18 protein-coding genes and 1 tRNA gene are annotated in these 18,457 nt (G+C 67.3%); 8 read left to right on the top strand and 11 right to left on the bottom strand.

Annotated elements, in window-relative coordinates; translation table 11 throughout:
• Positions 1-9 precede the first annotated feature (9 nt).
• Positions 10-243, bottom strand: coding sequence for a mycoredoxin (locus ACFWO8_RS00095; protein WP_143876199.1), 234 nt, complete (start codon positions 241-243; stop codon positions 10-12).
• 105 nt (positions 244-348) lie between these two features.
• Between ACFWO8_RS00095 and ACFWO8_RS00090 the strand changes: the two genes are divergently transcribed.
• From ACFWO8_RS00090 to ACFWO8_RS00080, 3 genes are all read left to right on the top strand, one after another.
• The gene (locus ACFWO8_RS00090) at positions 349-2,505 is read left to right on the top strand and encodes an ATP-dependent DNA helicase UvrD2 (RefSeq protein ID WP_378940202.1); all 2,157 of its coding nucleotides are present in this window, start codon (positions 349-351) and stop codon (positions 2,503-2,505) included.
• A gap of 110 nt (positions 2,506-2,615) precedes the next feature.
• Positions 2,616-2,921, top strand: coding sequence for a hypothetical protein (locus ACFWO8_RS00085; protein WP_378940200.1), 306 nt, complete (start codon positions 2,616-2,618; stop codon positions 2,919-2,921).
• Positions 2,922-3,059: 138 nt separating this feature from the next.
• A complete protein-coding gene (locus ACFWO8_RS00080) occupies positions 3,060-3,383 on the top strand; it encodes a WhiB family transcriptional regulator (protein WP_370585298.1) in 324 nt (107 codons plus the stop codon).
• A gap of 131 nt (positions 3,384-3,514) precedes the next feature.
• On the opposite strand, the gene ACFWO8_RS00075 is transcribed toward ACFWO8_RS00080, so the two are convergent.
• From ACFWO8_RS00075 to ACFWO8_RS00065, 3 genes are all read right to left on the bottom strand, one after another.
• On the bottom strand, positions 3,515-4,867 hold the full coding sequence (locus ACFWO8_RS00075; protein WP_378940198.1) for an ABC1 kinase family protein: 1,353 nt from the start codon (positions 4,865-4,867) through the stop codon (positions 3,515-3,517).
• 58 nt (positions 4,868-4,925) lie between these two features.
• Complete coding sequence (locus tag ACFWO8_RS00070; RefSeq protein WP_378940196.1) at positions 4,926-5,798, bottom strand: TOMM precursor leader peptide-binding protein; 873 nt, start codon at positions 5,796-5,798, stop codon at positions 4,926-4,928.
• 210 nt (positions 5,799-6,008) lie between these two features.
• Positions 6,009-7,463, bottom strand: coding sequence for a zinc-dependent metalloprotease (locus ACFWO8_RS00065; protein ID WP_378940194.1), 1,455 nt, complete (start codon positions 7,461-7,463; stop codon positions 6,009-6,011).
• A gap of 129 nt (positions 7,464-7,592) precedes the next feature.
• Here ACFWO8_RS00065 and ACFWO8_RS00060 point away from each other — a divergent pair, with 129 nt between their 5' ends.
• Positions 7,593-8,618, top strand: a complete 1,026-nt coding sequence (locus tag ACFWO8_RS00060; protein WP_378940192.1) for a PDZ domain-containing protein — start codon at positions 7,593-7,595, stop codon at positions 8,616-8,618.
• A 1-nt stretch (position 8,619) separates the two neighbouring features.
• Here the strand turns inward: ACFWO8_RS00060 and ACFWO8_RS00055 are convergent, their stop codons facing one another.
• Complete coding sequence (locus tag ACFWO8_RS00055; protein ID WP_378940190.1) at positions 8,620-9,198, bottom strand: PPA1309 family protein; 579 nt, start codon at positions 9,196-9,198, stop codon at positions 8,620-8,622.
• Positions 9,199-9,354: 156 nt separating this feature from the next.
• On the opposite strand from ACFWO8_RS00055, the gene ACFWO8_RS00050 reads away from it, so the two are divergent.
• Positions 9,355-12,339: a UPF0182 family protein gene (locus tag ACFWO8_RS00050; protein WP_378942888.1), complete on the top strand. Its 2,985-nt coding sequence runs from the start codon at positions 9,355-9,357 to the stop codon at positions 12,337-12,339.
• 66 nt (positions 12,340-12,405) lie between these two features.
• Here the strand turns inward: ACFWO8_RS00050 and ACFWO8_RS00045 are convergent, their stop codons facing one another.
• Positions 12,406-12,948, bottom strand: a complete 543-nt coding sequence (locus ACFWO8_RS00045; RefSeq protein ID WP_378940188.1) for a transglycosylase family protein — start codon at positions 12,946-12,948, stop codon at positions 12,406-12,408.
• Between the two features lie 356 nt (positions 12,949-13,304).
• Between ACFWO8_RS00045 and ACFWO8_RS00040 the strand changes: the two genes are divergently transcribed.
• A tRNA-Met gene (locus ACFWO8_RS00040) sits at positions 13,305-13,378 on the top strand.
• 49 nt (positions 13,379-13,427) lie between these two features.
• Here ACFWO8_RS00040 and ACFWO8_RS00035 read toward each other — a convergent pair.
• The 5 genes from ACFWO8_RS00035 to ACFWO8_RS00015 all read right to left on the bottom strand — a co-directional run bounded on the left by ACFWO8_RS00035 (position 13,428) and on the right by ACFWO8_RS00015 (position 16,139).
• A complete protein-coding gene (locus tag ACFWO8_RS00035) occupies positions 13,428-14,780 on the bottom strand; it encodes a hypothetical protein (protein ID WP_378940186.1) in 1,353 nt (450 codons plus the stop codon).
• 27 nt (positions 14,781-14,807) lie between these two features.
• A complete protein-coding gene (locus ACFWO8_RS00030; RefSeq protein WP_378940184.1) occupies positions 14,808-15,101 on the bottom strand; it encodes a hypothetical protein in 294 nt (97 codons plus the stop codon).
• Positions 15,102-15,330: 229 nt separating this feature from the next.
• A complete protein-coding gene (locus ACFWO8_RS00025; protein WP_101466146.1) occupies positions 15,331-15,588 on the bottom strand; it encodes an HPr family phosphocarrier protein in 258 nt (85 codons plus the stop codon).
• Positions 15,589-15,658: 70 nt separating this feature from the next.
• Positions 15,659-15,787: a hypothetical protein gene (locus ACFWO8_RS00020; protein ID WP_378940182.1), complete on the bottom strand. Its 129-nt coding sequence runs from the start codon at positions 15,785-15,787 to the stop codon at positions 15,659-15,661.
• A gap of 127 nt (positions 15,788-15,914) precedes the next feature.
• Positions 15,915-16,139 carry a hypothetical protein gene (locus ACFWO8_RS00015; RefSeq protein ID WP_378920896.1) on the bottom strand — a complete coding sequence of 75 codons (225 nt, stop codon included), beginning with the start codon at positions 16,137-16,139 and terminating at the stop codon, positions 15,915-15,917.
• An 80-nt stretch (positions 16,140-16,219) separates the two neighbouring features.
• On the opposite strand from ACFWO8_RS00015, the gene ACFWO8_RS00010 reads away from it, so the two are divergent.
• Positions 16,220-17,395, top strand: coding sequence for an alpha-hydroxy-acid oxidizing protein (locus ACFWO8_RS00010; RefSeq protein WP_378940181.1), 1,176 nt, complete (start codon positions 16,220-16,222; stop codon positions 17,393-17,395).
• A 134-nt stretch (positions 17,396-17,529) separates the two neighbouring features.
• Positions 17,530-18,285 carry a DUF6319 family protein gene (locus tag ACFWO8_RS00005; RefSeq protein WP_378940179.1) on the top strand — a complete coding sequence of 252 codons (756 nt, stop codon included), beginning with the start codon at positions 17,530-17,532 and terminating at the stop codon, positions 18,283-18,285.
• Positions 18,286-18,457 lie beyond the last annotated feature (172 nt).

The following is an 18,457-nucleotide window of genomic DNA, read 5'->3' as shown; positions in this document are numbered from 1 at the left end:
CTCGGCGAATCAGGCCTGCTGGGCGGCCAACGCCTGCTTGACCGCGGCCAACGACGGGTTGGTCGCGGTGGAGCCATCGCGGTACTTGATCGTCGGCACAACGTGGTTGCCGTTGTTGACGCTGCCGACGAACTCAGCCGAAGCCGGATCGTCCTCGATATCGATCACCGAGTAGGTGATGCCCGCCTCGTCGAGCTGGGTCCGCAGGCGCCGGCAGTAGCCGCACCATGTGGTCGAGTACATCGTCAGATCTTTGGTTGCTTCAGTCACGCGATGTGCAACGTCGCGAAGAGGCGTGGTGTTCCTTGGATCGGCGGGCGTCGCGGTTTGTTGTCGGGGGTCGCTGTCATGATGGTGCGCGTGCCAGCACTCGATCTCACCGCCCTCGACCCGGAACAGGCCGCCGCGGTGCGGGCACCGCGGGGGCCGGTCTGCGTTCTCGCCGGTGCGGGCACCGGTAAGACCAGGACGATCACGCATCGGATCGCGCACCTGATCGCCGGTGGGCATGTGAAGGCCGACCAGGTGCTCGCGGTGACCTTCACGGCGCGGGCGGCGGGGGAGATGCGCAATCGGTTGCGCACGATGGGGCTCGGGGGCGAGGCCGGACAGGTGCAGGCGCGTACCTTCCACGCCGCGGCGTTGCGGCAGCTGCGGTATTTCTGGCCGCAGGTGGTGGGGGACGTGCCGTGGCGATTGCTCGACAGCAAGTTCCCTGTGGTCTCGCAGGCCGCGCAACGGGCGGGGCTGCGCGCTTCCACCGAAATGGTGCGTGACCTGCTCAGCGAGATCGAATGGGCCAAGGCCTCACTGATCGCGCCGGAGGACTATCCGGCCGCGGCCGCCAGGCATCATCGTGACGCGCCGGTCGACGTCGCCAAGGTCGCGCAGGTGTATCAGGGCTACGAATCCGCGAAAGCCTCCGCCGACGGCCTGCTGCTCGACTTCGACGACCTGCTCCTGCACACCGCGGCCGCACTCGAGGACTACCCGGCCGTCGCCGACGAGTTCCGCGGTCGCTATCGCAGTTTCGTCGTCGACGAGTACCAGGACGTCACGCCGCTGCAACAGCGGGTGCTCGACGCCTGGCTGGGCGAACGCGACGACCTCACCGTCGTCGGTGACGCGAACCAGACCATCTACTCGTTCACCGGTGCCACCCCGTCCTACCTGCTCGATTTCTCCCGGCGCTTCCCCGACGCCACCGTGGTCCGGCTCGAACGCGACTACCGGTCGACACCCCAGGTGGTCTCGCTGGCCAACCAGGTCATCGGCGCCGCGCGCGGGCGGATCGCGGGCACCCGCCTGGCGCTGATCGGCCAGCGGCCCGACGGTCCCGAACCGGAGTTCGCCGAGTACGCCGATGCGCAGGCCGAGGCCGTCGCCGTCGCCGTGCAGATCCAGAAACTGATCGCCGCCGGGACGCCTGCGGCCGAGATCGCGGTGCTGTACCGGACCAACGCGCTGTCGGAACCGTTCGAACAGGTGCTCGGTGCGCGGGAGATTCCGTTCCAGGTGCGCGGTGGCGAGGGGTTCTTCCACCGTCAGGAGGTGCGGCAGGCGGTGTCGGCGTTGCGTCAGGTCGACGCGCGCGACGACCTGCCCGATGCGGCGCGCAGTGGATCGTCGCTGATCACGCTGGTCCGCGCCGCGTTGGCACCGGTCGGGCTCACCGCGGAGGAACCGGCCGGTGCGCAGGCGAAGGAACGGTGGTCCTCGCTGCTGGCGCTGGTGCAGCTCACCGAGGAACTGGTCAGCCATGACGACGAGATGGACCTCACAGCGCTGCTGCGCGAGCTCGCGACCCGCGCCGAGGCCAAGCATCCGCCGACTGTCGACGGTGTCACCCTGGCCTCGCTGCACGCGGCGAAGGGCTTGGAGTGGGATGCGGTGTTCCTGGCCGGGCTCACCGACGGCACGCTGCCGATCTTCCACGTGCTCGGCAAGAAGAACGCGCCGGTCGACGAAGCGGGCCTGGAAGAGGAGCGACGGCTGCTCTACGTCGGTGTCACGCGGGCACGCGAACATCTGAGCCTGTCGTGGACCCAGCGGCGACTGCAAGCGGGCGGGGACTATCGGCCGGTGACCCGATCGCGGTTCCTCAACGGGCTGATTCCGGACGGTTCTTCGGCCTCGCGGATCGCCGTCGAGGTCCCGGCCAAGGCGGACGCCCCACGTCCGCTGTGCCGGGTCTGCCTCAAGCCGTTGATCGGCACTTATGCCACGATGCTCGGCCGCTGCAGGCGCTGCCCGGGCGAGGTCGACCCCCTACTGCTCGAGGCGCTGAAGGAATGGCGAGCCGAGAAAGCCGAGGCCATGCAGCGGCGCGACTTCGTGGTCTTCACCGACACCACCCTCACCGCCATCGCCGAACAGCTGCCCGCCGACGATGCCGCGCTGGCGGCCATCGCGGGGATCGGTGCGAAGAAGATCGAAGAGTACGGCGCCGACGTGCTCGCCATCGTCGCATCACGTTTGCGGGCAACGGCACAAAACCCCAGGTAGAAAATAGGTTGTTAGGTTCTCGATCATTGCCTATGGTTGAGAGCACGCACCGAGAGTGATCTCGGTGCGCGGTAATTGTTCACACACGAGTTCAGGAGGGAGGCAGACACATGAACACGAACACGAACACCACGTTCGATGCGATGAGTAATCGCGTCCTGGTGAACGCATTTGTCATGTCCGCCTCCCGGGGGGTCCTCGCTCTGCAGGGGACCGGCCTGTCCGGCGGCGATGCCAAAGCTTCGATTCATCTCCTCCAGGACAAGCCCAGCGTGGGTTGGCAGCCGACCGCCGTTCCGGCACCGGCAGCAATCGCTGATGAAGCCGGTTACGCACCGGAGTTCACCGGCGCAATCCGCCTCCGCGTCCACCCAGCGACCGTGATCAGGTCTCGACAGAAATGTCGAACTAGGTAGGGAATACCTCCCAGACCTCCTGGCCACGGATCGCGAGAAGCGAAATCCGTGGCCATATTTATTTCGGCTCCTCAGCCGTAGGCACCGGGTTCGCACACCGAACATTCGACCGCTGCAAACGAGCTGAAGGAGAACGACGTGTTCACCGCCCAGGACTGGCCGACGGCCACTGCTGACGTGACATGCCGAACCGTGGCGCAGACCCCTCGCGTCCGTGAGGTCACCAAGACTCTGCCCTGTAGGGGCGGAAACCCCGATCTGTGGTTCGCCGAGAGCCCCACCGATCTCGAGCAGGCCAAGGAACTGTGCGCGGCCTGCCCGATCCGCAAGGGCTGCCTGACCGCGGCCATCGATCGTGCCGAGCCGTGGGGCGTGTGGGGCGGTGAGATCTTCGACCAGGGTGTCGTGATCGCCCGCAAGCGCCCTCGCGGTCGCCCGCGCAAGGTCGCGATCATGGCATGAACCCGGGAAAAGGGTTGTACCGCAAGCGAACCGCTCACCTCGTCATGGTGAGCGGTTCGTTTTGCATTGTGCGGAAGTGCGTTCGACGGTGCGACCGTCGGCGATGACCGGTGTAGTGGTGCGGACGCCGCTCAGGAGGCTTGTTCGGCGCGGAAGCCCGGCACCCAGGTGCGAACCAGGTTCATGAAGCCGAGTTCGGCGTCGAGTTGGGCCAGGATGCCGACCGAACCACCGAGTACCCGGAAGACGGTGAGGTACTCGGCCGGAAGTTGCAGGGCACGAGCGGTTTTCATCTCGGGGCTGGAGAACTCGGAGGCCTTGCCCGCTACCTGTTGCATCCACGTGCGGGTGAAGTGGAACGTGTCGGTGCGAATCGGGTCGCTGAACGGGCGCAGGTACGCCTCGATCTCCTCGTGGGTCACCACACGTCCCGGAATGACCCAGCCGTGCTCGTAGAGCAACTCGGTGAGCGCTGCGTGCTCGTCGGCGACAGCAAGGGCCAGCATTCGGCCAAGGATCTCCGGGAAGCCGCCCGGCATCGGCGCGCAGGCGCCGAAGTCGAGCACGGCCAGGGTGCCGTCGGCCCGCACGAGGAAATTGCCGGGGTGCGGGTCGCCGTGCAGCAGACCGACCAGTTCGGGCGAGCTGAAGTGGAAGGTCCCCATCAACTCGGCGATCCGGTTGCGTTGCGCCAGGGTGCCCTCGGGATCCTCGGCGCCCGCCTTGATCAGAGCCGATACCGGGGTGCCGTCGAGCCATTCGGTGACGATCACCTTCGGGGCGCCGGCCACCACCTTCGGGACCGCGATGGTGGGATGCCCCTCGAACGCGGCCGCGAAGCGGCGCTGATTGGCGGCCTCGATCCGGTAGTCGAGTTCTTCCTCGGTGCGTTCGGTGATCTCGGCGAGCAGCGGCTTCACATCGGCACCGGGGATCACCGACGACAGCAGTCCGGTCATCCTGGACAGCGTTTTCAGGTCGGCTCGCAGCGCGTCGTCGGCCCCCGGGTACTGCACCTTCACCGCCACCGCGCGCCCGTCGGACCACACCGCACGGTGCACCTGGCCGATGCTGGCCGAGGCGGCCGGGGCGTCGTCGAAGGACTTGAACCGTTCCCGCCACTTGGTGCCCAGCTGCTGGTCGAGCACGCGGTGCACCGTCTCCGCCGGCATCGGCGGTGCCGCGGCCTGCAGTTTGGTCAGCGCTTCGCGATAGTGCTCGCCGAACTCCTCCGGGACAGCGGCCTCCATCACGCTCAGCGCCTGCCCGAACTTCATCGCGCCGCCCTTGAGCTCACCGAGCACGGTGAACAGCTGCTCGGCGGCTTTCTGGTTCAGGTTCGCGTTGATCTGCTTCTTGTCACCGCCGACGAGCTTCTTGCCGAGCCCGACAGCGGCTCGTCCGGCGATGCCGAGGGGAATCTTGGCCAACTTGGCATTGCGGCTGGAACTGCGGCGCACGATCTCGGACACGGTACCCATCATGGCTGAACCTTCGGGGTGTGTGCCATAAGAATGCTCACACCGGCCGATGCGACGCCCGTCACCTGGTAGCTCCCGGTGTACGTGCCGTCATCGTCCGGCACCCGCATTCCTGATGCGGTAGCCACGGTCGGCGCTGGATCTCGTGGGTGTCGAGGTCCAATTCCACGGTGGCGTCGAGTGTGCGCGGTTCCCGCCGCGGTGAACAGGCGACGATCGCCTCGAGTTCGCGCAGTGCCAGCGCCGTCGTCGCCGCGATACCCGCGGGGGAGGCGTGTCCGGTGCGGCCGAGCAGCTGGGCGGCCAGATGCGGCCAGTCGGTATCGAATCCGGCCCGGGTCAGGTCGGCACAGCGCAGGCAGCTGGTCTCGCCGGGCAACACGAGCGGGCCGACCACGCCGACCCCGTCGCGGACTCGCACCTGCAGGTGCGGCACCCGGCGCAACACCAGATCCACCGACAATCCCGGGTCGATCATCAACGCGTCGGTGAGCACCACCAGATCGCCCGCGGCGCCGACCGGAGTGTCGGGCCGGTACTCGCGCGAGCGGGTCGGCCGAAAGCCCATGCGCCGCAATCCGATCGCCACGGCATCCGAGAGCGGGCCGAGGCCGTGCACGGTGATGCCGCGGATCTTGCCCAGTGCGGGTTCGGGTTCGAGCAGCAGGCCCGCCCGCTCGATCGCGGCGAGCATGCCCATCGTGCGGTCGGGGCTGATCCCGAATTCGCCTGCCCGCCAGATGATCTGGGGCCGCGATTGCAGTCCGTCGAGCAGGCGCAGGAAGGCGAGCACGGTACCGGTGTCGTGGTCGGTGGTTTCCAGGAGCAGTGCGCGTTCGGGGTCCCAGCCGAGTTGGACCGTGCCGGACGGGCGAACCAGAGTGGTCACTCGCGGGTGGAGCATCGGGCCGCGCAGTGGGGAGGTGGTCGTCATGCCAGAAGTATCGGTACCCGGCGGGCGCGCAACGTGCGCCGAAAGTGCGGTTATCCACAGGCTTTCGGCGTGTCGGCCTGCGGATCTCGAATTGTGAACAGCCGCTGTACGGCGGGTCGTCGCAGCATTTTCCCGACGAACGTTAGCCGCGGAACCGTGTTGCGCCACCGAGATCCGAAATTTTCTGACAGACCTCGGTGGCGGTGCGGATCAGGGCTTGCCGATGCCGGAATCCGGGTCGGTATCACCCTCGTTACGCGGGGTTTCGCCGGAATCGGTCTCATCGGCCTTGGCTTTGCCGAGATCGGCCGCGTCGCGTTCGCGCGCCTCGGTCTCGGCCAGCTGGGCCAGCGGGTCATCGAAAGCGCCTGTGCTGCCACCGATAATGGAGTCGATGAAACCGGCAGGCGAGTCGAGATCGGTGGAGTCGGGCAGCAGATCGGGGTGTTCCCACACCTTGTCGCGCCGCTCCATCTCCACATCGGTGGTCAGCCGCCGCCACAGCGCCGAGGCCTCACGCACCTTGCGCGGCCGCAGCTCCAGTCCGACGAGCGTGGCGAACGTCTGTTCGGCGGGTCCACCCGTCGCCCGGCGGCGACGCAGCGTCTCCGACAGCGCGCCCGCGCCCGGCAGGCGCTCGCCCACCGCATCGGTGACCACGACATCGACCCAGCCCTCGATCAGCGCCAGCAGGGTCTCCAGGCGCTCGAGCGCCTGCTTCTGCTCGGGCGTGGTCTGCGGCTCGAACGTGCCCTGGGAGAGCAGTTCCTCCAGCTTGGACGGGTCGCTCAGCGACATCGGGTCGATGCCCTGCGCGGCTTCCTCGATCGCGGAGAAGTCCATCTTGATGCCGCGCGCGTAGTCCTCGACGGCGCCCAGTACCTGCTGACGCAGCCACGGCACATGCGCGAAAAGCCGCTGGTGGGCGGCCTCACGGGCCGCCAGGAACACCATGATCTCGCTCTCGGGCTGTTCGAGCCCCTCGCTGAACGCCGAGATCGCGGTCGGCAGCAGCGCCGCGGTACCGGCCGGGCCGAGCGGCAGACCGATATCGGTGGAGGTCAGCACCTCCTTGGCCAGCTGGCCCAGCGCCTGACCGAGCTGGGAACCGAACGCCAGCCCGCCCATCTGGCCGAGCATGCCCACCATCGGCCCGGCGAACTGCTTGGCCTCCTCGGGCAACTGCGCCGTCCACATGCCCGAGATCTGCTCGGCCACCGGATCGCACAGGCGCTTCCAGGTGGGCAGCGTCTCTTCGATCCAGTCGTTCGGGGTCCACGCGACGGTCTTGGTGGCGCCCGCGGGCAGCACGGTGGCGCCGTCGAGCCACAGCTCGGCCAGGTGCGCCGCGTCGGTCACCGCCTTGGTGGTGCCCGCGGTGATGGGGGCGATGGTGGAGCCGAGCTGCTGGCGGGCCAGGCGCTTGGCGACGTCGTAGTTGACCGGGCCGGATTGCGTGCCGCCGGGACCCATGCCCTGGCCCATGCCACTGATCATCTGCCCGAGCTGGCTCAACATCTGGCCCAGCTGGGACGGATCGAACCCGCCCGCGCCACCCGCTCCGAACCCGAACGGATCGTTTCCGCCAGGTCCGTTGCCCTCGGCGCGACGCTTGCCGGAATCGTCGTCGTCGCCGGTCGAGAAGCCGAAGGGGAGATCGCTCATACCTCTTACGTTACGCGGGACCCCAGGGCCCACGGTGTTCGCGCATCGCGAAATCGCGGCGACATCGGCCGCGCCGCAAAAGCGTGCCACTACCGTCGGTCACGGTCGCTGATCACTACTGTGGTCCGAGTGAATCGTCGGATCCTCACCCTGATCGTCGCCCTCATCCCTGTACTCGTGCTCGGCGTGGCCGGCAGCGTGGTCACCGTGCCGTTCGTCGCGCTCGGCCCCGGCCCCACCTTCGACACCCTCGGCCAGGTCGATGGCAAGGAGGTGGTCGATGTCACCGGGGCGCCACTGGATCCCACGAGCGGGCACCTCAATATGACGACCGTGTCGGTGCGCGACGGGCTGAACCTGTTCGAGGCGTTCGGGTTCTGGGTCAGCGGTGAGCACGGCCTGGTGCCGCGCGCCGAGGTATACCCGCCCGGTGTGTCACGCGAGGAGGTCGACAAGTCCAATCAGCAGGACTTCAAGGACTCCGAGAGCGATGCCGAGGTCGCCGCGCTGCACTACCTGAAGATGCCGACCGTCGTGCTGGTGCGCGGACTCGGTGAACAGGGCCCGGCCAAGGGTGTGCTCGAAGTCGGCGACGAGCTGATCAGCATCGACGGCACCGCGATCACCACGCCCAAGGATGTGATCGACATCGTCGGTACCAAGGGCCCCGGCGCGACCATCAGCGTGGTCTACCGGCGCGGCGACGCCGAGCGGACCAGCCAGATCACCCTGGCACCCCGTCCCGACGACGCGGCAAAGGGCTACCTCGGCATCACCCCCGGCGAAGGTGGACGTCCGCCGCTGCAAGTCGAGTTCAACCTCGCCGATATCGGCGGACCGTCGGCCGGGCTGATGTTCAGCCTGTCCCTGATCGACAAGCTCTCGCCGGGCGAACTCAACGGCGGTAAGTTCGTCGCGGGCACCGGCACCATCGACCAGGACGGCAAGGTCGGCCCGATCGGTGGCATCCAGTACAAGATGATCGCCGCGCGCGAGGCAGGCGCGGAAACGTTCCTCGTCCCCGCCGACAACTGCAACGAGGCCGGTCAGCGGGCCCCCGAGGGCCTGCGATTGGTGAAGGTCGACACCCTCGACAGCGCGATCACCTCGCTGGCCGACATCAACGCGGGCCGCGAGCCGATCAGCTGTGGGTAGCTCACTCCAACGTGTGGTGGAGGGCCTCGACCAGGCCCGGTGCCAGGTTGGGGTAGGTGCGCAGGTCGAGATCGCCGAAGCCGTCGTCGTCCTCGGGGCGGATCTGCAGCAGGCACAGGGTGGCGCCCTGGCGCAATACGCCCGCGATGAGGCGGGCGTCGCGGCGGCCCGGATGCGCGTGCGCGGCGGCGCGCCCGGCCGCGTCCGCGGCTTCGTCGTCGGCGAGTAGCGGAACCAGCGCCTCGTCGAGATCGCTCTCGGCGTCGGGCGGCAGCACCACGATCTCCTGCACCAGCACACAGCCCTCGACCGCGGGCGGCCAGGTGGTGGTGGCCAGGAACTCGTCCAACGCCATCGACCCGCCGGTGATGTCGTCGGGGAAGGCGTCCTGGGCAACGGGGGTCAGCTCGCTGCCGTCGTCGAGCTGGTCCTGCAGGTCCGGTTCGGCCGCGGCCAGGTCGGCGGTCGGCACCAACGCGAACATCTGCGGCGGGTTTCCCCAGCCCTCGGCGTCGGCGAACTCGACGACCTCGCGCACACAGCGGGCGAGGAGAACTTCGGCGTGCTCGTCTTCGGTCACCCGCACATCCAATCATTTTCGGCCCAGACGCTTGCACGGTGTCCGATTTCCGTAGAGTGGGCGCCAACGGTCCGGCAACGGATCGCCCGCAACATTCGGACTGCGGTGACTGCGCCGATCACGGTGTGGAGCCGCCGGAGCATGGAGAGTGGCACCGTGGGCATGCGGCCCCCCACCGGCTTACCTTCGCTGTCCCGACGCAGCCGTGTGCTGCTGGTGACAGCAGTCGTCCTCGCGGCGCTGCTGCTGCTCGGGCCCCGCTTCACCGATGCCTATACCAATTGGTTGTGGTTCGGTGAGGTCGGTTATCGCAGTGTGTATCTGGGCGTGTTGCGCACACGCCTGATCCTGTTCGTTGTCGTCGCGTTGCTCGTGGGCCTCGTGGTCTGGGCGGCGCTGCTGCTGGCCTATCGGTCGCGTCCGGTGTTCGTGCCGGTCGCCGGGCCCAACGATCCGATCGCGCGCTACCGCACGACCGTGATGAGCAAGCTGCGGCTGTTCGGCGTCGGTATCCCGGTGCTGCTCGGCGTGCTGTCGGGGCTGGTCGCGCAGTCGAATTGGGCGACCGTGCAGCTGTTCCTGCACGGTGGCGAGTTCGGTCAGCAGGACCCGCAGTTCCACCTCGACATCGGTTTCTACACCTTCGATCTGCCGTTCTACCGGATGGTGCTGAACTGGCTGTTCGTCGCCGTGGTGATCGCGTTCTTCGCGAACCTGGTGACCCACTACGTGTTCGGCGGCCTGCGGCTGGCCGGGCGTGAAGGCACCCTCACCAGGGCCGCGCGCGTGCAGCTCGCGGTGATCGCGGGAATCTTCGTCCTGCTCAAGGCGGTGGCGTACTGGTTCGACCGGTACGACCTGTTGTCGAGCACCCGCAAGGAGCCGACGTTCGGCGGTCCGTCGTTCACCGATATCAACGCGGTGCTGCCCGCCAAACTGATCCTGCTCTCGATCGCGGTGATCTGCGCGATGGCGTTCTTCGCCGGAATCGTCTTGCGCGATCTGCGGGTTCCCGCCATGGCGGCGGCGCTGTTGGTGCTGTCGTCGATCCTGGTCGGTGCGGTGTGGCCGATGGTGGTCGAGCAGTTCTCGGTGCGCCCCAACGCGGCCGAGAAGGAGAGCCCCTACATCGAGCGCAACATCTTGGCGACTCGCGAGGCGTACGGGATCACCGACGACAAGGTCGAGTATCAGGACTACCGAGGTAGTTCCACGAAGAGCCCGCTCGAGGTCCCCGCCGACGCGGCGACCATCGGCAACGCGCGCCTGCTCGACCCGAATATCCTCTCGCCCACCTTCACTCAGCTGCAGCAGCGCAAGAACTTCTACGGCTTCCCCGAGTCGCTGGACATCGACCGCTACAACATCAACGGCGATCTTCAGGACTACATCGTCGCCGCCCGCGAGCTGCATCCCCAGGCCCTGTCGGGCAACCAGAAAGACTGGATCAACCAGCACACCGTCTACACCCACGGCAACGGGTTCGTCGCCGCGCCCGCCAACCGCGTGAACAAGCCGCAGTCCGAGGCGCAGAGCGCCGCGGGCGGCAGCGATTCGGGTTATCCGCTGTTCATGGTCAGTGACCTGTTCACCAAGGTCGAGGATCAGCAGATCAAGGTCGACCAGCCGCGCATCTACTACGGCGAGCTGATTTCCCAGACCGACCCCGACTACGCGATCGTCGGTTCCGCCGAGGGGGAGGCGCCGCGCGAATACGACTCCGACGAGGCGCAGTTCACCTACGACGGCAGCGGCGGCGTGCCGATCGGGAACTGGTTCAACCGGCTCGCTTTCGCGGCCAAGTACGCCGAGCGCAATATCTTGTTCTCCTCCGCCATCAGCGAGGACTCCAAGATCCTGTTCAACCGCGGTCCGCGTGATCGGGTGCAGAAGGTCGCACCGTGGCTGACCACCGACGGCAACGCCTACCCGGCGGTGATCGATGGCCGCGTCAAGTGGATCGTCGATGCCTACACCACGCTGGACAAGTACCCCTACGCCCAGCCGACCTCGCTCGACGGCGCGGTCGAGGACAGCATCGACAAGAAGACCGGGCGCGTGATCCCGCGCAAGGAGGTCAGCTACATCCGTAACTCGGTGAAGGCCACCGTCGACGCCTACGACGGCACCGTCACCCTGTACGAGACCGACACCGTCGACCCGGTCCTCAAGGCCTGGCGCGGGGTGTTCCCGGACGCGGTGAAGCCGCAGAGCGAGATCTCCCCCGAGCTGCGCGCGCACTTCCGCTACCCGGAGGACCTGTTCAAGGTCCAGCGCGACATGTTGACGAAGTACCACGTGGACAACCCGCGCGAGTTCTTCACCAACAACGCGTTCTGGTCGGTGCCCAGCGACCCGACGATCGAGGGCGGCACCTTCAACCAGCCGCCGTACTACGTGCTGCTGGGCGATCCGAAGACCACCAAGCCGGTCTTCAACCTGACCTCGGCGATGGTCGGCTACAACCGGCAGTTCCTGTCGGCCTACATCTCGGTGCGCTCCGATCCCGAGAACTACGGCAAGTTCACCGTGCTGCAGCTGCCGACCGACTCCCAGACCCAGGGTCCGCAGCAGACACAGAACTCGATGACCACCGCCGACGCGGTGTCCCGAGAGAAAACCCTGCTGTCGAACTCGAACAAGATCCGCTACGGCAACCTGCTCACGCTGCCGGTGGCCGACGGCGGCATCCTCTACGTCGAACCGTTCTACAACGAACGCAACACCGGTTCGTCGACCTTCCCGCAGCTGCTTCGCGTGCTGGTGAGCTATCGCGACGCGGCGGGCAGCGTGAAGGTGGGGTACGACTCGACATTGGCCGGTGCGCTGAATCAGGTGATACCGGGTGCGGGTTCGCTGGCGACACCGTTCGGTGGCGATCCGGCGGTGAAGCCGAAGCCGGGAGCGACCCCACCGGTGGACCCGGGTACCGTCACGCCGCCTGCCGGCGGGACGACACCGCAGCCGGGGACCACACCGCCCGCGAGTTCGCCGACCCAGGAGGCCGCGGCCGCCGAGGTCAGCCGCAAGATCGAGGCGGTGCGCACGGCGATGCGGTCGGGCAACTTCACCGATTACGGTAAGGCGCTGGACGAACTGGACGTCGCGATGAAGGCGTACCAGGACGCCGCAGGCCGGTAACCACCGGCACGCAAGAAAGGCCCCGTCGGGATGACGGGGCCTTTCTTGTGCAGGGGGAACGGTGGATCAGCCGCCGATCGAGGCGATCAGCGGAGCGTTGGCGTTCAGCAGGTCCTGGTACTGACCCGAGACACCGTACTGGTCGGCCAGGGCCTGGCCCGCGGCCTTGGCCTGTTCGACGGCAGCCTGGACATCGGTCTTCGCCTCGGCGGGCAGCTCGACCGGCAGTTCGACGGCGGGCTCCTCGACCACCTCGGGCTCGGACGCGCCCGACTGCAGGAACTGCCCGCAGTGCGGCCACGCGCCGACGCCCTGGCTGGCGAGCACGTTCTCCGCGACGCGGATCTGCTCTGCCTTGCTGGCGTTGTGCGCCGAACCCTGGCCGCCGTTGGCCGCCCAGGTGCTCTGCGAGAACTGCAGCCCGCCGTAGTAGCCGTTGCCGGTGTTGATGCCCCAGTTGCCACCGCTCTCGCACTGAGCGACGCCGTCCCAGTTGTAGGCGGCGGCGGAGGCGGTGCCGGTGGCGAGGCTGAACGGAACGGCAACCAGGGCGCCGGTGATGGCGGCGACGCCAAGGGCGCGGGTGCTGAATTTCCGGGTCTCAGTCATGGGGGAGACGCTAACCAATGAATCGATGCCGATCACATCTTGATAACGGACAGATTCTATGAATGGAATAGACGTCTTATCAATGTTTACGCTGCATAGCCAGTGGGAATCCCTAGATTCTGGTCGGTCTGTTATTGGTCCGTTATGTGTTCGGGATCACGGGGTGATCGTGACGCCGCTCACTGAAACTCGCCGCCGACGCACGCGGTTGCCGGAATGTGTGATGGCTGCCACATTCAATGACCGCGAGGTGCGGTGTTGCGCGGCGAGGATTCGTCGAATCGGTCGGAAAACTGGTGCTGACCTCGCGATTTGGCGCCTGCGCGCACCTGTGTGTAATGTTGTGTTCACACCGACGCGGGGTGGAGCAGCTCGGTAGCTCGCTGGGCTCATAACCCAGAGGTCGCAGGTTCAAATCCTGTCCCCGCTACAAAGAAAAGGCCCGGAACCACAGGTTCCGGGCCTTTTCCGTTGTCTGCTCAGGAACGGCGCAGGACCACCTGGAAGCCCTCGGTGGTGTTGAGCGTGAACTCGGCCGTGTTCGATGTGGACATGATGTTGGCCGCGCGGTCGGCACCGGTGATGTGTTCGACGATCGGGCGCAGGGCGGGAGACAGGGCGTTCCAGTCGTCTTCGGGGGATTCCAGCAGGCCGTGGTAGGTGCGTGGCGTGTCGGAGAGCCCTTCCGGCTGCCAGCCGAAGCGGGGCGTGCTCGCGAGGAACATGCTCAGGTCCGTGCAGGAACCGTCGGCCGCGCACACGCGCAGCGACATGATGTCGTCGGCGTAGTCGTAATCCCGCATGCTCATCGTCCAGCCCGCCGGGTCGCGGTAGTCGTAGTGCACGCCGGTCGGGCCGACCATGGTCAGCGTCGAGGTATCGCCGTCGCGATTGTCCAGTACTTCGGCGGTGAGGGGGCGGTCGTTGGGGGTGAAGGACCAGTCGCCGGTGTCGACGGGCTTGTGCCAGAAACCGGTCCGGCCGTCCTGGCTGCCCTCCACGCGCAGTTCGCGCTGCTCCGAGTGCCCGCCGGTGGTGTGCACGCTGATGGTGGAGGTGATCTCGCCGGGAATCTTGGGCTGTCGCACCCACGACGGCGGTGGCAGGTGAATGCCGGTGTACTGCGGGAAGAACGGGCGCAGGAATTCGAACTGGCCGACCCAGGCGTCGAAATTGGTCGGCGCCGACGCGATGTCGGGTTTGTCGCCGTAGGTGTAGGAGAAGAACAGGGTGTCGGCGCCGGAGATGTCGAAATCCCAGAGCCTGGTGTACATGTCGCCGTACTCGTTGATCAGGAAGGTCGTCGACCCGGACGCACTGAGGTTGACCGCCTGGAATCGGCCGTCGAGCGGGCCGGGCAATTCGTAGCTGTAGTCGTCGGCGAATTCCGGATTGCTGATCTTCAACGGATCACTGCCGGGCAGCCACGGATCGAGGATGACGATGCGATTGCCGTCCGGCGAGAGCACGAATACCGTGGTGACCCCCGCCCCGCCGACCGGCTGCTGCTTGCCTGCCGAATCGGTCCAGAAACCCTGCTGCCGGAACGGGATCAGCTCCACGTACTCCGGGTCGAGCCAGGAGAAACTCCACGCCCTCGACCCGGGCCGGACCTGGGAACCGGTCGGATCGAGCCAGATCGGTGACCCGAAACGTGCTGTCCACCACCACAGTTCCGGTGTCTGGTCGGCGAGGTCGAGGGTGTACACCCGTCCGCCGGGCACCAGTGCGACCAGCCTGCTCCGGTCCACCGAGATCGCCGAGATCCGGCCGCGCAGGCAGTTCGGCAGCGGCGCCGTCCGCCAGCCCGATTCCCCGGCGAAGGCCTTCACATACAGGTTCCCGTCGACCAGCGCGAACTACCATGCCTCGTTGAAACCGCTGTTCGGCGTGCGCAATTCGATCCGGACGGGCAGCCGCTCGACGATACCGGCAGGTGCGAACGGCATCGTCAGCAAACCGATCCCGACATTGGGAAAGTGCATCGGCAGCGGCCAGGCGCCCGCGCGGCCGGGCAGCGTGAGCGCGGCGCAACTGAGTCCGTCGGGCAGGACACCGAACGGCCACCACTCGTCCGCCACCGCGGGGCTGCTCGTGGCAACCGCCGCCGCGGCCAGCGTTGCCGCTACCACTCCCGACCAGCCTCGACGCATCAGCGATCACACCTTCCATTCGCCGGGCCGGACGCCCGGAATACCAGGGCAACGCGAAAACGATCGGGACGGTGGCGCCCCGGCGGAACACGAACAGGCGCGGCGGGTCGCTGCGAGAGGTGCGCGACCGGCGCGGAACGGTCGAAAGATATCAGCACTGCCCGATCACTCGGTCACCGAACACGACGAAGCCTCCCGGGGCACGGGAGGCTTCGCGGTGTGGGTCGGATCAGGCGTCGAGGTCGCTGGCGACCAGTTCGGCGATCTTGTCGAGGGTCGGCTGGTCGTCGCTGGTGATCACCACTTCGGCGCCCTGGCCAGCGCCGAGAGTCATGATCATCAGCGCGGAGCCCGCGTCTACGGGGTCACCGCCGGTGACCGCGATGGTGACGGGAACGCCTGCCGCGCCGACGGCTTCGGCGATCAGGGCAGCGGGGCGAGCGTGCAGGCCGACCGAGGAGCCGACGGTGACGGTGGTGCTTGCCATGGGATATCTCCTTGTGTGCGAACGGATTACGCGGTAGTGAGAACAGGGGCGACAGGCTGTTTTCGGGTCATCACGCCCAGGATGACACCCGCGCGATGGCGGAGGTGCCGGACAGGCCGTTGAGCCAGTCGGTGAGTCCGTTGCGGACGCGGTACTCGACGAACTCGCCGTCGCCGCGCCCGCGGAGGTCACCGCACACACGATCACCTCCGCCGTGGAGCACGCGGGAGGGTCTGGGTGCGGGTTTGGCCCGCGACCCCGTGGAGATCGCCCGCGCGCATCGGCTCGCCGATCTGGCGGCGCTCACCGTGCGGCGGCGGTGAGGGTCAGTCGAAGCCGAGGTCGCTGGTGAGCGGATCGCGCAGGGCGCCCTCGGCGGCCCGCAGTCGATCGGTGACCGAGGTCAGCAGATCCATCGAATCCTGGGAGAGCCCGAGCGCGAGGCGGGTCAGATGGCGGATGGCATCGCAATGGAAGCGGTCGGCGAGTAGGGCGTCCGGATCGGCGGGCGCAGCCGAGTGTTCGACGACGGTCACGACAGGGGCACTCACAATCTCGTATTTTCGAGTATGACGCACCTTACATCCCCCCTGGGCTCCGTGAACCCCGGTCGGCGTGCGAAAGTGCAGCAATGAGTCAGTTCGCCGACTATCAGAACGAGATCTACCTGGCCGCGCTCGGTGGGATCCAGCCCGAATTTCCCATGGATTACGCGACGCTCGAACGCAAAGCCAGTGCGGCGCTGCCGGATTCGTTGCTGAACTACATCGCCGGTGGGGCGGGCGACGAGCTCACGCAGCGGCGCAATGCCGAAGCCTTCGCGGATTGGGGTCTGGTGCCCCGGATGCTGGTGGGCGCCACCGAGCGCGATCTCACCGTCACTGCGTTCGGCCATACCTTCGCCAGCCCGCTGTTCCTCGCGCCGGTGGGAGTGATCGGTCTGGTCGGGGAGAAGGGCCACGGCGACATCGCGGTCGCGGAGGCGTCGGCGCACACCGGTGTGCCCGCGATGTACTCGACGCTGATGGAGGATCCGCTCGAGGACGTGCGCCCGCACGCAGGCGACACGCCGTCGTTCTTCCAGCTCTACACGCCGAAGAACCGCGAGCTCGCCGAGAGCCTGGTGCACCGCGCCGAAGCCGCCGGCTACGCGGGCATCACCGTCACCCTCGACACCTGGGTGCCCGGCTGGCGGCCGCGCGACCTGGCCAGCGGCAACTTCCCGCAGCTGCGTGGGCATGTGCTGAAGAACTACACCAGCGACCCGGTCTTCCAGAAGATGGTCGGCTCCGACGACCCCAAACTGATTGTCCTGCACTGGATCGCGACCTTCGGTAACTCGCTGACCTGGGATGACCTCGGCTGGTTGCGTTCGATCACCGATCTGCCGCTGATCCTCAAGGGCATCTCCCATCCCGAGGACGCCCGCAAGGCGATCGACTTCGGCGCCGACGGCATCTACTGCTCCAATCACGGTGGGCGCCAGGCCAACGGTGGGCTGAGCGCGCTGGAGACATTGCCCGCGGTCGTGGCCGCCTGTGACGACCGGGTGCCGGTGTTGTTCGATTCCGGAGTGCGCTCGGGTGCCGATGTGGTGAAGGCGCTCGGACTCGGCGCGACGATGGTCGGGCTCGGCAGGCCGTATGTGTACGCGCTCGCACTGGGCGGGGTGCGCGGTCTGGTGCATCTGCTGCGCAGCTATGCCGCTGAGGCCGACCTGTTGATGGCGGTCAACGGCTATCGCGACGTGGCCGCGGTGCGCGAGAACATTCGGCCGACCACGCGCGGTAACACCGCTCACGGCTGATGGTGTCGCGGCCCGGAATTCCCGTGCAGGAGGGTTTTTCGGGCCGTGTGGGCGGCTCGGGGGAGAACTTGTCGGTGCCGTGCGGCATCATCGGTGCACAGACCACGCTGTAGCACCAACCCCCGGAGTCCACGATGTCCTCGCCGAGCACCAAGTCCGCATCCCGCCGATCAGCACCGCCGGTACTGTCCGACGCCGAGCTCGCGCGTATCGCAGGCGAGCTCGCCGAGGGTAAACCGCCGATGGTGTGGTTCACCGCCGCCGCTGTCGGTGTCGCCGAGGGGAAGTCGGGCAAGGTAGTCGCGCTCGACGACCCGTCCGCGGGCGACTTCCTGCAGGTGCGGCCCACCGGTTCCAAAGATGTGCTCTCGTTCGGCCCGAGCGAGGTGACGCTGACCAAGCCGGCCCGCGGGACTACGGTAGCGCCGGGCGGATCCGCACGGACCCGCCCGGAAAGTGTCCCCGCGCCGAGCAACCGAAAGGACAACACTGTGACCCAGCCGTCGACCCTGCCGAGCACTCCCACGCCCGCGCCGAGGTCGCTCGCCCCGGTATCCGATGAGGCCCCCAAGCCCGCCCCGGCCACGCCGCGGCCCGCGAAAGCTCCTGCGGTGCGCAAGGTGAAGGCTCCCGAGGTCACTGTCACGCTCACCGGTACGGCCGACGGGGAGTGGACCGTCGATGTGGTCAACGGTAAGAAGCGCAGCGTGAAGGGGATGGCTGTCAGCAGTGCGGCCGTTGCCCAGGCGGCGAAGATTCTGCATCCCGAGGTGGAGGAAGTGGTGGCCGGGATTCTGGAGGCTGCTCGGGGAGCTCAGCAGGCGAAGGTCGCGCAGTTGCAGGCTGAGCTGGAGGCGGCTCGGAAGTTGTTGGAGGAGTTGGGGGACTGAGGGGTGCAATGACCGGGTGACCCAGGTGCTGCGGGTCGCCTCGGGGGTTGGGATTACAGGGGTTCGGTAGTCCCAGGAGGTTTGACGCTGTGTTTATTGGCGCGCTGGCGCGCGCGTGTCCGCGGCCCCAAGGGGCCGCCGGTTAGCGCTCGAGACTAGAGCCTTCGGCTCA

It is taken from the genome of Nocardia sp. NPDC058480 (assembly GCF_042720495.1).
Lineage (GTDB): Bacteria > Actinomycetota > Actinomycetes > Mycobacteriales > Mycobacteriaceae > Nocardia.
The sequence above is the reverse complement of the archived record's forward strand: the minus strand, read 5'-3'. Positions and strand labels throughout refer to the sequence as shown.